General features: G+C 63.8%; 13 protein-coding genes and 2 pseudogenes. 7 read left to right on the top strand and 8 right to left on the bottom strand.

Translation table 11 applies throughout. The features are described 5' to 3' along the window. Positions 1-930, top strand: coding sequence for an aliphatic sulfonate ABC transporter substrate-binding protein (locus tag WF331_RS17945; RefSeq protein ID WP_340623169.1), 930 nt, complete (start codon positions 1-3; stop codon positions 928-930). A 165-nt stretch (positions 931-1,095) separates the two neighbouring features. Here the strand turns inward: WF331_RS17945 and WF331_RS17940 are convergent, their stop codons facing one another. Then, positions 1,096-1,575: a GNAT family N-acetyltransferase gene (locus WF331_RS17940; protein ID WP_016499864.1), complete on the bottom strand. Its 480-nt coding sequence runs from the start codon at positions 1,573-1,575 to the stop codon at positions 1,096-1,098. Between the two features lie 227 nt (positions 1,576-1,802). On the opposite strand from WF331_RS17940, the pseudogene WF331_RS17935 reads away from it, so the two are divergent. From WF331_RS17935 to WF331_RS17915, 5 genes and pseudogenes are all read left to right on the top strand, one after another. Further along, a pseudogene (locus tag WF331_RS17935) lies at positions 1,803-2,135 on the top strand (LysE family translocator); the annotation flags it as partial. Positions 2,136-2,156: 21 nt separating this feature from the next. Then, complete coding sequence (locus tag WF331_RS17930; protein WP_016499862.1) at positions 2,157-3,029, top strand: alpha/beta fold hydrolase; 873 nt, start codon at positions 2,157-2,159, stop codon at positions 3,027-3,029. Between the two features lie 96 nt (positions 3,030-3,125). After that, positions 3,126-4,013, top strand: a complete 888-nt coding sequence (locus tag WF331_RS17925; RefSeq protein WP_284360316.1) for a pirin family protein — start codon at positions 3,126-3,128, stop codon at positions 4,011-4,013. A gap of 86 nt (positions 4,014-4,099) precedes the next feature. Then, complete coding sequence (locus tag WF331_RS17920) at positions 4,100-5,026, top strand: DNA-3-methyladenine glycosylase family protein (RefSeq protein WP_340623168.1); 927 nt, start codon at positions 4,100-4,102, stop codon at positions 5,024-5,026. A gap of 186 nt (positions 5,027-5,212) precedes the next feature. Continuing rightward, a complete protein-coding gene (locus tag WF331_RS17915; RefSeq protein ID WP_041167745.1) occupies positions 5,213-5,473 on the top strand; it encodes a DUF1652 domain-containing protein in 261 nt (86 codons plus the stop codon). Between the two features lie 20 nt (positions 5,474-5,493). Here the strand turns inward: WF331_RS17915 and WF331_RS17910 are convergent, their stop codons facing one another. The 7 genes from WF331_RS17910 to WF331_RS17880 form a co-directional block, all read right to left on the bottom strand. Further along, a complete protein-coding gene (locus tag WF331_RS17910; protein WP_016499858.1) occupies positions 5,494-6,108 on the bottom strand; it encodes a Yip1 family protein in 615 nt (204 codons plus the stop codon). Positions 6,109-6,194: 86 nt separating this feature from the next. Next, the gene (locus tag WF331_RS17905; protein WP_016499857.1) at positions 6,195-6,482 is read right to left on the bottom strand and encodes a hypothetical protein; all 288 of its coding nucleotides are present in this window, start codon (positions 6,480-6,482) and stop codon (positions 6,195-6,197) included. 167 nt (positions 6,483-6,649) lie between these two features. Further along, complete coding sequence (gene alkB, locus WF331_RS17900; RefSeq protein WP_041168038.1) at positions 6,650-7,297, bottom strand: DNA oxidative demethylase AlkB; 648 nt, start codon at positions 7,295-7,297, stop codon at positions 6,650-6,652. Between the two features lie 250 nt (positions 7,298-7,547). Beyond that, on the bottom strand, positions 7,548-8,993 hold the full coding sequence (locus tag WF331_RS17895; RefSeq protein ID WP_016499855.1) for a curlin-associated protein: 1,446 nt from the start codon (positions 8,991-8,993) through the stop codon (positions 7,548-7,550). 16 nt (positions 8,994-9,009) lie between these two features. Then, positions 9,010-9,483 carry a curlin minor subunit gene (locus tag WF331_RS17890; protein ID WP_016499854.1) on the bottom strand — a complete coding sequence of 158 codons (474 nt, stop codon included), beginning with the start codon at positions 9,481-9,483 and terminating at the stop codon, positions 9,010-9,012. A 15-nt stretch (positions 9,484-9,498) separates the two neighbouring features. After that, positions 9,499-11,730 (bottom strand): Ig-like domain-containing protein, encoded by a 2,232-nt coding sequence (locus WF331_RS17885; protein ID WP_340623167.1) that lies wholly within the window; start codon positions 11,728-11,730, stop codon positions 9,499-9,501. A 32-nt stretch (positions 11,731-11,762) separates the two neighbouring features. After that, a complete protein-coding gene (locus tag WF331_RS17880; protein ID WP_016499852.1) occupies positions 11,763-13,091 on the bottom strand; it encodes a hypothetical protein in 1,329 nt (442 codons plus the stop codon). A 268-nt stretch (positions 13,092-13,359) separates the two neighbouring features. On the opposite strand from WF331_RS17880, the pseudogene WF331_RS17875 reads away from it, so the two are divergent. Next, a pseudogene (locus WF331_RS17875) lies at positions 13,360-13,575 on the top strand (LysR family transcriptional regulator); the annotation flags it as partial. Positions 13,576-13,713: the final 138 nt, after the last annotated feature.

Here is a 13,713-nt window from a genome sequence, read left to right as displayed (position 1 = left end):
ATGCGCATGCTACGCCTTGCCATGCTGCTGTTGCTGGCCTTGGCCAGCGCGGCCCAGGCCGCAGACCCGGCTACCTTGCGTATTGGCTACCAGAAGGGCTCGATCAGCCTGGTGCTGGCCAAGCAGCATCGGCTGCTCGAGCAACGCTTTGCCAACACCCGCGTGCAATGGATCGAGTTCCCCGCCGGCCCGCAGATGCTTGAAGCGTTGAACATCGGCAGCCTCGATATCGGCTCGACCGGTGATATTCCGCCGATCTTCGCCCAGGCCGCAGGCGCTGACCTGTTGTACATCGGTGCCGAGCCGCCCAAGCCCCAGGCTGAAGTGATCCTGGTGCCGAAAGACAGCCCGATCAGCGCTGTGGGTGAACTCAAGGACAAGCGCATTGCCCTGCAGAAGGGGTCGAGCGCGCACAACCTGCTGTTGCGTGCCTTGGCCAAGGCCGGGCTGAGCATTGGCGATGTTCAGCCGGTGTACCTGGCACCTGCCGATGCCCGGGCAGCGTTTGAGCGGGGCAGCGTGGACGCCTGGGCAATCTGGGACCCGTTCTACTCGGCCATCGACCTGGAGGGTAAGGCGCGGCTGCTCGCCGACGGCCAAGGGTTGGGGCTGATTGGGCCGTTCATGCTGGGTTCACGCACCTACGTCGAAGCCCATGGTGCCTTTGTCGGGCAATTGCTGGACGAAATTAGCCGAGCCGAAGCGCTTACCCGCAGCGACGAGGCCGGCAGCATCCGCTTGCTGGCACAGTTCATGGGCTTGCCGGAAAAAGTGGTGCAGCGCAGTTTCAGCCACCGGCCAGCGTCACCAGTGCTGCCTGTGAGTGATGAGATCGTGGCGGCGCATCAGCGTACGGCGCAGTTGTTCTTCGACAACAAGGTACTGCCCAAGCGGGTCGACATTGCCGGGGCAGTGTGGCGGCGGCAGTAACTTTACCTTCGGGCTCACATCGGTCCCTGTAGGAGCGGCCTTGTGCCGCGATCGGGCTGCATAGCAGCCCCGGCAATGTGTGCATATGCGCAGAAACCTGGGGCCGCTTCGCAGCCCGTTCGCGGCACAAGGCCGCTCCTACAAATGACCGCGTAAACCCGGCGGTCACCCGCGGGCGAATGCCGCCAGCTTCTCGCCATCCAGCCGGTAGCGCACCCACTCGTCCTGCGCCTCGGCCCCCAGCTTCTGATAGAAGCCGATCGCTGGCTCGTTCCAGTCCAGCACGCTCCATTCCAGGCGCCCGCAGTTGTTCGCCACAGCCTCGCGGGCAATGTGCCGCAGCAATTGCCGGCCAGCGCCGTCGCCACGTTGTTCAGGCGTGACGTACAGGTCTTCCAGGTAAATACCGTTGCGCCCGAGCCAGGTCGAGTAGCTGTAGAAGTACACGGCAAAACCGACTGCCCGGCCATCGCGTTCGCACATCAGGCTACGCACTGTGCTGCCCTCGTCGAACAGGCTGTGCTCGATGTCGGCCAAGGTGGCGACCACCTCGTGGCGGGCACGTTCGTACTCGGCCAGCTCGGTGATGAAGGCCAGGATCTGCGCGGCATCGGTGCGAACGGCTGGGCGAATGGTGAGGCTCATGGTGACGGCTTCCTTGATCCGGGTTAACGGTACAGTGATGTGTATCTGAATAATTTAATATAACTGTATCGGTCGCTGGAGTGGGCGACTCCGTTAGTGTGACAGCACCTATAACGAAAGTGGAATGCCCGCCATGCTTGCCTCTGCCGACCTGCCGACCTGCCGACCTGCCGACCTGCTGACTGCTTTCGTGCTGTTTGCCTTCGTATCCTCCATCACCCCCGGCCCCGGTTGGCACGGCCTCGTCCAGCGCCCGTAAACCGCTGGGTTTCTGGGGGGCGGCGGCGTTCCAGTGGGTCAACCCCAAGGCCTGGGTGATGGCGGTGGGTGCGATTACCACCTACACACCGGCGCAAGGCTATGTAACCAACGTGATCGTCATCGCCGCCTTGTTCGCCCTGGTCAACCTGCCCAGCGTCGGTGTGTGGGTCATGTTTGGGAGCGCCCTGCGCAACGTATTGCAAAACCCGCGCTGGCTGATGCTGTTCAATGTCCTGATGGCCTTGTTGCTGGTGATTTCCCTCTACCCGCTGCTGTTTGTAGAATCGGCGTTTTCCTAGCCCCGCGAGTACAGCAAGCCGATGCAGTTGATCCCCTGGTCCCATGAATGCGCCGAAGGTTTTACCCTGCGGGGTTGGCGAACCCCGGCCAGTGGCAAGCCGTTGCTGCATTTTTTGCACGGCAATGGCTTCTGTTGCCTGGCCTACCAACCGCTGCTGATGCGCCTGGGCGAACATTTCGACCTGTGGCTGTGCGACGTTCAGGGGCATGGCGACACTGACCATGGTGGGGTGTTTCGGGGGTGGAACCGCACGGCCGAGCTGGCAGTGGAAGCCTTTCAGGCCGGGCGTGGCGAGTACGGCGATGTGCCGCGGTTTGCCGTGGGGCACAGCTTTGGCGGCGTGCTTACGGGCCTGATCCTGGCCGCTGAACCTGCGCTGTTCGCGCGTGCGGTGTTGCTTGACCCGGTGTTGTTCAGCCGTCGCATGCTGGGTGTGATGGGCGCGGCAGCACTGGTTGGCCTGCACCAGCGTCATGCTCTGGCGCGCAAGGCCGCCAGCCGCCGCAGCCACTGGCCTGATCGCGAGGCAGCGCTGGCCTCGCTGCAAGGGCGGGGCATCTTCAAGGGCTGGACCGATGCGGCGCTGCAGGCTTATATCGAACACGCCATCGGCGATTGTGGCGATGCAGTGGTGCTCAAGTGCCGGCCCAGCCGGGAAGTGGAAATCTTCAGTTCATTCCCCAAACGCATGTGGGCGCGCCTTGCAGCGATCAGCACGCCGACACGGATTCTGTATGGCGAACAGACTTATCCCTTCGTGCCTCATTCGGTGAACCGCCTGGCCACGCTCAACCGGCATGTAACCGCCCGACAAGTCGGCGGTGGGCACTGTTTCATGCAGGAAGACCCGGCCATGGCGGCCGAGCAGGTGCTCGCGTTCTTGCAGGGTTGACTGTTCCATAGGTGGAACGATGCATGCCGAATAACCCGTCTACCGCCTGATTGGTATCATTGATAAGGTTATCCCAGCCAAGAGAGGAGCCTTTTCATGAAAAACATTCTGGGTTTCCACCGCAGCCCACACGCCCATTGGGTAGGTGATGGCTTTCCCGTTCGCAGCCTGTTCACTTACGACAACCTGGCCAGCCGGATCAGCCCGTTCCTGCTGCTGGACTACGCTGGCCCCCATGACTTCACCCCGACCACTGCGCGGCGCGGCGTTGGCCAGCACCCGCACCGCGGTTTCGAGACCGTGACCATCGTCTACCAGGGTGAGCTGGAGCACCGTGACTCCACGGGCGCTGGCGGCCTGATCGGGCCAGGTGATGTGCAGTGGATGACCGCCGCCAACGGCATCATCCATGAAGAGTTTCATTCCCCGGCCTTTGCCCGCAGTGGCGGTACGCTGGAAATGGTCCAGCTGTGGGTCAATTTGCCAGCGCGTGACAAGCGAGCAGCCGCCGGTTATCAGACGCTGCTGGGCAGCGACATCCCGGTGGTGGCGCTGGACGGAGACGCCGGAAGCTTGCGGGTGATTGCCGGTGACTACCGTGGGCACCAGGGGCCTGCCCGGACCTTTACCGCCATGGATGTGTGGGACCTGCGGCTGAATGCCGGGGCGTCCTTGCAGCTGCCAGTTGCTGCCGGTCGAAACGCCGCGCTGGTCGTGCTGCGCGGTAACGTGCGAATCAACGGCGAGCGTGAAGCTGGCCCGTCCAGCCTGGTCCTGCTGGACCGTCAGGGTGAGGATGTCACCGTCGAGGCGTTGGAAGGTGCCAGTGTGCTGCTGCTCAGTGGCGAGCCGATCGATGAGCCGATTGTCGGCTATGGCCCGTTCGTGATGAACAGCCAGGCGGAGATTGCCGAGTCGTTCGACGATTTCCATGCCGGGCGGTTCGGACAGATGCAGGATGAGCGCGAAGGTGTTCAGCACTGAGTCTTGGTTGAAAAGCTGGGGGTTGCGAAGCGCCCCCGGCTTTCTTGAGCATGGATTGAACCCCAGGGCTTTGGCATGATCAGCCCATGCCCAAGCCCACACTCCAGCACGCCGTCCGCCGATCATTGCCCACCCCCGGCCAACACACCTTGTGGCTGCGCTACCGTGCCCCGTATCACTGGCCCTCGACCCTGGGTTTCCTGACTGCCCGCTGCATCCCCGGTATTGAGACCTGCATCGACGGCACCTATCGCCGCACCCTGGCTATTGCCGGCCACCACGCTGTCTTGCACGCCACCCCCTTGCGCAACCAGTTGCGCGTGCACCTCGAAGGCGTTCCCTCAACTGCATTGCCTGGCCTGATCGCCAGACTGAGGCGCTTCTTCGACCTCGACGCCGACCCTGTGCGCATCGCGGCCGAATTGTCCCGCGACCCCTTGATGGCCCGTTTGGCCCGCGAGCGCCCAGGCTTGCGTGTGCCCCAAGGCTGGGATGCCTGCGAACAAGCCATGCGTACTGTGCTGGGCCAGCAAATCAGCGTGGCCGGCGCCATGACCCTGGCAGGCCGGCTGGTACAACGTCACGGCACAGCGCTGCGTTCGCCGGTCGCGGGGCTGAGCCATCTGTTCCCGGCTTTGCCGGCATTGGCCAATGCGCAATTCGAAGACATGGGCATGCCGCGAGCGCGCGCCATCACCCTCGGCACCTTGGCAAATGCACTACTGGCTGAACCCGGGTTGCTGCGTCGCGGGCAAGCGCTGGATGAGCTGCTGCGCAACCTGTGCCGGCTAAAAGGCATTGGGCCGTGGAGTGCGCACTACCTGGCGCTGCGCCACGCCGGCGCTGCTGATGCCTTGCCGTTGGGTGATGTGGCGTTGATCAAGGCATTGCGCCTGCTTGAGGGTGATGACGCGAAGCTGGCCGAACGGGCGCTGGCCTGGCGACCGTGGCGGGCCTACGCGGCGCAGCACCTGTGGGCATCGCTGGGGTCGGCAGGGACCGCTCGTCGTTAAGTCGGCCAATGCATTCGAACACTCGGCTCACGCCTGCAATCTTCCACTAAGGTGCTAGAGGATTCCCCGCATGATCATTGCCCCCGCGCATGGACGGCTGCCCGGGCATGTGCAATATCAATTGGCGCCCCGCCCGATAAAGGCGTACTCACTCACAACAGGCCATCGCACAGAGAGGGTCGTACCATGTCGTTGATAGGAGTTTCGATGCTGGAAATGCGGCAGATGATCGAGCAGGCCTGCTTGCCTGATCGCTGTGAAGTCAGCTGCCTGGATGGCGCCAACCTGACCATCCGCCTGGGTCAGGGTCAGAGTCTGGACGAGGGCGTGACCCTGAACGGGGTCCCGCTGCAAAGCCTTAACAGCTGCCGTGATCTGGTCCACCTGGTGGGGCAGCTGCACGCGCTGCGTGACAGCCGCCCGGCGCGAATCAGGTCGATTGCCTGAGCGCGCCCGTCGTGCCCCGGTCAGCCCAGGCTGGCCGGGCGTACGTATTCCGGCATCAGGCCGTTGAACCAGAACAGGATCATTGCCACCAGCATGGTCACCAAGAGTAGAAGCCCCACACCCCAGACGCACGTCGCAAACAGCATCGCCTGTTCCTTCTTCAGCCGCAGGAATGTCTGCAACCCGCCATACAGCAATACGCTGGCGTAAGCCGAGGCGGCGAGCAGTGCGGCGAAGGCCAGCCAGCGGATGGGCACCAGGCCGACCACGCCGGCAAAGAACCACGGCGTGGCACAGTAGGCGGCAAAACCAATGCACTGGTTGAGGCTGGGCTGCGCATCGAACCCTCGCGACATCCAACGTATCATCACCCCCATCAGCATCACGCCCACGACGGTAGTGGCATACAGCAGCCCTGCCAGTTGCGCGGCGCTGCCCATGCTCAGGCGCACCCGCTCCTCGGCTGCGAGGCTCCAGCCGAAGGTGGTAGTACCGACAAACAGGCACACAGCGGGTATCAATGCCAGGGCCAGGAGGCGCGGCAGGTATTGCTGGGGGTGGTCCTCTTCGGCTCGGCGGATATCCAGCCAGGCGTCGGCGGGGTGGGTGAAGAGTTTGAGCAATGGACTGTTCATGGCGTTCTCCGGCAGGCACGGGCCCTTTTGCTATGGAGATACGCCGCACCGGGCCGGTTCAGCCGGTTTGGCCGCCGTTGATCGGCTTATTGCAGTTCCAGAAGCAAGTTCAGGCCGCCATCGCCGCACTTGCCCTTGTCCCGGACTACGCCATGGTAACTGCGCCCATCCCAGATAAAGGCCACGCTGTGAGCACGGTCGACCTTGTCAGGCAGTGGCGGGCAGATGTGCAGGCGCAGCCCCGGTCGGCCCTGCAGGTTGAGGGCGGCAAGCTGGCACTGGCATTCCACGCTTTGCGCCACCGGCCCGAACAGGGTGTCGCGTACGTAATCGAGCTGCAGCGAGGCATTCGGTGCGCGGCCAGGCATCTTCATCGGTAGGTGGCTCCATCGCAACGGCTTGATGGGCAGGGCGGGTTCGGCATGGCAGGCTCCAGGCAAAAGAAGGCGGCTTAATATTTGAAGCTTGCCTGGCCAAGATGTTCAACGTGTTTCATGTGCATTCATCTTGTTTGCGCCGGGTGGCAGACCACAGGTCCTGTTCAGGCACCCGCCTTGCGCAAGGTCAGGTTGATCCGCCGTTCGCCCATGCGTGGATGCACGCCAGGTTTTATAGGCAGCACGCCGTGAAAGCGCAAGCGGTCCTCACCGCCCCAGACCAGTACATCACCGTGGCTCAGCGGGATGCGACGGGCCTTGTCGGCGCGCTGCAGGCCGCCGAACAGGAACACCGCCGGGAGGCCCAGCGATACCGACACGATCGGCTGGCCGAAGTCTTGCTCGTCGCGGTCCTGGTGCAGGCTCAGGCGTGTGCCTGGCAGGTAATGGTTGACCAGGCAGGCATCCGGCACGAAACCCTCGAAGCCGGCCAGGCCCGCAGCGCGGGCGGCGAGGGCGAGCAGCACCGGGGGCAGCGCGGGCCAGGGCTTGCCGCTGAGCGGGTCGCTGGGGCTGTAGCGGTAGCCGTGTTCGTCACTCACCCAACCCAGCGTACCGCAGTTGGTCAGGCCTACTGCCATGCGCAGGCCACCCGGCGTGTACATGTGCCGGAAGGGCGCTGCGCGCAGCACCGGGCGCAGGGCATCGAGCAGCGCCTCGGTTTCGGCCAGGGCGAAGCCGGGCAGCAGCAGGGTGTGGCTGGCCAGGCGTTGCGGCTGGGGGCCGAACAGGTCTAGGTCGGACTGGATCATGGCATCGCACAGGTTCGAGGGATTGGACATTGTATCCCTGCAATCGCAATCCCTGTAGGAGCAGCCTTGTGCTGCGAAGAGGCCGGTATGCCTCCCAAAGATGTGCCGGTGCTGCAGGCCCTTTCGCAGCACAAGGCTGCTCCTACCGGGAATGCACATATCCGGCAGAACGAGAAGTTGCGTAGGGTGTGAGCGAAAAAGGAACCGCGGCACCAGGGAGAGGAGTGCCGCGATTCAAGGGGGGAGAGGTTTACTTCTGGGTCACAGTGGCCAGGTTCGCGCTGCCCAGCTGGGTGATGGTGGCGGTTTGGGCGATACCGCTCTGGTCGACGAACGCCTTGTTGCCCTGGCCTCCCTGGGTCACGTAGGCGACGTTGATGCTGTCAGTCTGTTTGATGGTGGCTTCGTTGCCGCTACCGTACAGCTGGTTGGTATAGCTCTGGTTGCTGTAGCCGGACTGGTCCAGGGTGATGGAGTTACCGGTGCCCTGACTGTTGCCGTAGGCATAGTTGTCGGTACCGCGCTGGTCGGCGATCAGGATGTTGTCGGTGCCGTTCTGCTCGAAATACAGCTCGTTGTTGACGTCGTCCTGCTTGGTCGACATCTGGTTGCCTTTACCGGTCTGGTTTAGCGTGGCCACTTGGTCGGCGCCTTTCTGGGTCAGGTTGACGCCGTTGCCATTGCCGTTCTGGTTGATGGTGGCGTTCTGGTTGGTACCGAACTGGCCGCCCATCTTGGCGCCTTTCCAGTTGCTGGCGGTTATGCTGTTGCCATTGCCCTTGGTGTTGATGGTCAGGTTGAGGTTTTCACCATTCTGGTAGGTGAAAAACAGATTGTTGTTGCCGGTCTGGGTAATGGTGGCGGTCGCGTTATTGGTCTCGAACTGGTCCGACCAGCTGGCGTTGGCATTGCCTTGCTGCGACAGGCTGACCTTGTTGGCGGTGCCGAAGCTCTGGTCGATATAGCCTTCGTTCGTCTGGCCGGTCTGGACCACGGAGGCCTGGCTACCGACCTGGGTGTCCTGCCACACTTCCACCGAGTTGCCGCCACCGTACTGGCCAATGCCAATGGTGCCACCGGTGCCTTCGCGCTGGTCGCCGTAGGCCCAGTTGTCGTGGCCATCCTGGTACACCTGGATGTCGCCATCGACGTGGTTCAAGTGCTCGGCGGCGGCGTAGTTGTCCTGGCCGGTCTGGTTGACGGTACTGCGGTTGTTGGTGCCACCGAAGGTCTGCTCGATGAAGGCTTCGTTGCGCTGGCCGGATTGCCAGGTGGTGGCTTTGCTGCCTTCCTGGGTGTCCTGCCACACGGTGGATTTGTTGCCGACACCTTGCTGGGTTTGCAGCGATTCATTGTTCAGCCCTACCGACTGGCTGGCGAAGGCATCGTTGTAGCTGCCCCCGGCACGCTGGGTGATCTTGCTGCCGTTCTCGAACAGTTGCTCGGCGTAGCCGGCGTTGTACTGGCCGGTGGCGCTCTGCTGGATATCGCTGGTGCTCTCGGTCTGCACCGCCATATGGTTGTGGCCCTTGCCCGTCTGGTTCTGGGTGGCCGAGGCGAAGGATGCTTGGGTCTGCGAGACTTCGGCGATGTTTTCCTTGCCGTCCTGGGTCTGGGACGAGGTGCTGTCAGCAGCCATGGCCTGACCTGCGAGGGCCAGGACGATAGCGGCACTTAAAGGGGCGAGCTTGTACATGGTGGTGCCTCCAGGTCTATCGATATTGGGTGATCTGAACATGCTGGCCATTGCCGGTCTGGGTCACGGAGCTGTTGAGGCCCGAGCCGGACTGCACGATGCTGGCGCTGTTGTCGTTCCCGATCTGCTCGATGGCTGCGCTGTTGCTGCTGCCGCTCTGGCGGATCGACGCGCTGTTGCCGTTTCCCTGTTGGCTGATGCTGGCCATCAGGTCACTGCCTTCCTGCAAGATGTAAGCTTCCTGCGTACCGCCAGACTGGACGATACGGCCCAGCAGGGCCTGACCGTTCTGGTCGAGGGCGGCGCGGTTGCCTGAGCCCTGCTGCTCGATCACCGCAGCCTGGCCGGCACCGACCGGCAGCAGGCGGATGATCACCGGTTCACCGAGGTCGTTGCCGGGCGCGAGGTCGGCATTGTCCATCAGGTCGTCGGCCCAGCTGGCCTGGCCCGCCAGGGCCAGGCTGAACAGCAGTGGATACAAGCGTTTCATGGCGTTTCCCCGCCTTTACTGCACAACCACGTTGACGGTGCGGGTGGTACCCGGGCTGGTGGTGATGGTTGCCGTCGGTGCGGCAGTCGGGATTACCGTGGTGCTGTTGCTGACTGCCAGGCGCCAGCGGCCGTTAACCGGTACGGTGGCGGTGCCCAGTGTCTGCACCCCGGTGGTGGTGGTGACCCGGACGGTTACAACGTTGCCCGTGGTTACCGACGAAGTACCGCTGATGTCCCAGTTGTAACGGTTGTTGGAGCGCGCCGTGACGGTGGCTGCCGTGACCGCGAAGGTTTCGGCGGCGGGCCGTGGCGACACGTTGACGGTGACCGTACCCGGGGTGGACAACGCCCCCAGCGAGTCACGTGCCTGGTAGGTGAAGGTGGTGGTGAAGGCCGCCGTAACCGTGGCCGGCGGGGTATAGGTCACGGTGGCGCCGTCGGTGCTGACCGTACCGCGGCCGGCAGCCGGTTGGGTGACGGCAGCAACAGCCAGCGGTACATTGCCTTCCGGATCGGTGTCGTTGGCCAGCACGTTGATGGTCAATGGCACACCCAGGGTGGCGACGGTTTCCGGGTTGGCGACCGGTGGCCGGTTAGGCGCCACATTGATGGTGACCGTGGCCGGTTCCGATTTCAGGCCCTTGGCATCCACCGCCCGGTAGCTGAAGGTGGCCACCAATGGTTGCGTAGCGCCGACTGGCGGGGTGTAAGTGACCGAGGTGGTACCGTTGAGCACCACACCGCCCAGGCCGGTACCCGGCTGGGTGAGGTCACTGAGGGTCAGCGGCACATTGCCGTCCGGGTCGCTGTCGTTTTGCAGCAGGTTGAGGGTGATCGGCACACCAACGCTGGTGCTGCCGACATCTGTCTGGGCCAGCGGTGGCTGGTTGGCCGCCTCGACGGGTGCGTTGCCGACCACGATCACGGGTTCCACGTCAGTCCCACCATGGGCAGACTTGACCGTGACGGTAGCTGGCGGTTGTGCCACGTCGTTGACCGTGATGCTTTGCAGCGTGCCGGATTTCGACAGGCGGCCGTAGCCCTGGGCGAGCATGTCGGGGATAGCGACTTCGTCACTGGACCTGGCCTCGATCAGCAGGCGCTTGTTGGCCCAGTCGTAGCGCGCGGTGCTGACCTTGACCACGTCGGTGAGCTTGCTCGACAGTGCGGTTGGCTGGGTGCCGCCGGCACTGTTGCTGGCCGTGACCACCACCACCGCGGGTGGTGCTGTCTGGGCGAGCTGTTGGTGGAAGAACAGGCCGTTGTTGTCTGCCGTCAGGTTGAACTGGCAAGGCGAAGGAGGCGTGCCGATCAGTGCCAGGCCGTTGCGCATGCACAGGCTGGCCTCTTTCGGCGCCTTGGCGAACACTTCCACGCGGGTCCCGCTGCCGTTGCGCGAGTAGGTGGCGCGCTCCAGGGCGACCGGGGTTTGTGCACGTTGGTCCAGCACCTTGCCCGAAACCGTGAACAGCGCGGTTTCGATGCGCCCGGGCGGGCCGTCGATGCGGATGAAGTTGGTGTTGAACGGGCTGCCGACCACGGCTTCCGGGCGATTTGGGTCACCGATGAAGGTTTCGGTGGCGCCAGTGTCCGGGTTGACCTCGGTGTAAGGCCCGCCAACCCCGCGCAGCCATGGCCCGAGTGCGCCGTTGAGAGCCCCCGTGAAGTTACCCGGCGCTCCGATGCCTATGTCGCGGGTGATGTTGATCGCCCGCCGGCCGGGCGTTGTGACATTGACCGTCTCGACGCCGAAGGGGTGGGTGATGGTGTATACCCCCGCACGCGGGACCGACACGCGAAGCCGGATGCGGGCGAAGCTTTGCTGGTCGCCGTCTACCGGATTTTCGGCGGCAAAGGCCGCTTCCAGGCCTGCGACGTAGGCATCCAGCTCATAGCCGCTGTTACCGACGGCAGGGATGGTGGCTTCGGCCAGGAACCAGAACATTTCTGGCGGCCAGTTATCGGGGAACACCAGCGGCAAGGCGTCGTCGTAGATGCCGGGCTCCGGCAGCAGGGTGCACATGTATGACGGTGCGGCCGGAGTGCCGGGTACCCGGGTACTGGTCGCACGTGACTGGCACAGTTCCAGCGACTGGTTGAGGCTGTCCTTGTACCACATCGGGTAGCCACCAGTGGCGAAGGTGTAGGGCCCCGGGTCTACATCAGACAACGCGGCAAAGGCGGCGCTGGTAACGGTGAGGGAAAAACCGGCGGCGAACAGCGCACGGCGCGACCAAGTGTTCATGCGGCCTCCTTGAAGGCTGAGCCTTTGTCTGTTCATGGCACCAACACCACGTCTTCGGTGTCGCTACCGCCATTGGCACTGGTGACCTGCACCTTGGCCGGCGGGATGGGCGAGAGGGACATGCTCAACGTCTTCACGGCGCCGGTGCCGCCCAGATTGCCGATCAAGGTACCGTTGCCGGTATGGGCAGTGAGCACGGGCGGGGTGGTTTCGTCGCTGGTGCTGGCCACCAGGGTCAGCTCGCCGGTGGACAGGCGGTACTGGGCCTGGGTGATAGTGACCAGGTCAGTCAGTGGCACATTGCGGGTGGTCAGGCTGCTGGTCGGGATGGCCACGCTGTTGTCGGCGGTCAGGGTCACGATGGTACCGGCCGCCGGGTTGAGGGCCGACTGGGCGTACCAGGCGCCAGTGGCGTTGGCCTCGGTCAGGCTCAGGTTGGGCGTCTGGCTGGTCAGGGTGACGCTGGCCGGTGGCGGCGGGGCCATCACGAAGATGTCTTGCTGGGCACGCAGGTCGCCGTTCTCGGTGTGCCGTGAGTAGGTGCTGCGCTGGGGCATCAGCGGGGTAGGCAGGGCAACGGTCGAGAGCTTGCCCGATATTGCGAACAGCTCGGTGCGCAGGTCGATGCCGCCCGGGCCTTCGATGCGCACGAAGTTGGTGTTGAACGGGCTGCCGGTCACCCGTTCTTCAAGGTTCGGGTCACCGATGAAGCGCTCGTTGCCTTCGGTGTAGGGGCCGTTGACACTGCGCAGGAACGGCCCGACATCGCCCTTCAACGCACCGGTGAAATCGCCTGCCCCGGCAATGCCGATGTCGCGGGTCATGTTGATCGCCCTACGCCCTGCGGCGGGGACATCGAACACTTCCACGCCATAGGGGTGGGTGACCACGTAGGTGCCAGCGGTGGGAACGTCGACCCGGATACGCACCCGGGCGAAGCTGACCTGGTCACCCTCGACCGGCTCTTCGGCGGCGAATGCCGCTTCGATCGCGGTGCCGTAGCTGAGGTCGATGCCACGCGCGGCGTCGACGATGGCAGCGTCGGCAGTGAACCAGAACGCTTCGTCAGGGAAATTGGTGGGGAAGACGATGGGTTGGGTATCGTCGAACACGCCGGGCGTGGGCAGCAGCGTGCACATGTAAGACGGTGCGCCGGGTGCGCCGGCAACCCTGGAGCTCACCGCCTTGGTCAGGCACAGGTCGAGGGTACGACCGTGACTGTCCTGGTACCAGGCGGGGAAGCCGCCGTTGGCGGGCACGTAGGCGCCTGGATCGACAGCATTCAAGGCAGCCTGCGCCGGGAGCTGGAGCATGCCGGCGAAAATCGCCACTGCCAGCGGGTGAGGTATCGGTCGGTGCATGAGTCAATTCCTCCTGCAAACGGGCCCATGGACTTGGGGCGTCTGGGAGGAGATCGGCAAGAGCTGTGCCACAATCTGAAAATTGTGTCGCAGGCCTTGCGGGAAAAAGGGTCGAGCTTCTCAGCGGCATATGTTGCGAGCGGCTGGCGGTGGGCTACGTTCCCCCAAGGTTGGGGATTGGGGGCAGGTAATTCACACCCGGTTTTCGAAGCAAATGCGGTTTTTGCTACATTGCATCGGCGGTCCCATTCCCCTGCCGAGCCAAGCCATGCAACCCCTCGACCACCTTTCCCTGAACCTGTTCATCGTTGTCTGTGAAGAAGGCACCATCGCCCGCGCTGGCGAGCGCGCGTTCATGGCGCCTTCCGCCGTCAGCAAACGTATTTCAGACATCGAGGCGCGCTTTGGCACCGCCTTGCTCAAGCGCAGCAAGCGTGGCGTGGAGCCCACCCCAGCGGGCTTGGCGCTGCTGCGTCATGCCCGGGGCAATCACTCGATGGGGGCGGCCGGTTTCTCATGCGATCGCGACTTTGATCTGCGCGGTTTGCGTGGTTTTTTCTCAGGCCGTTTGCCGGGTTTGAGCTGCCAGCGGTAGGCATTGGCGAGCAGGCGCTCCTGGATT

This window comes from Pseudomonas sp. YNh, from assembly GCF_037993085.1.
GTDB classification, from domain to species: domain Bacteria; phylum Pseudomonadota; class Gammaproteobacteria; order Pseudomonadales; family Pseudomonadaceae; genus Aquipseudomonas; species Aquipseudomonas putida.
This window is presented reverse-complemented; position numbering and strand designations above follow the sequence as displayed.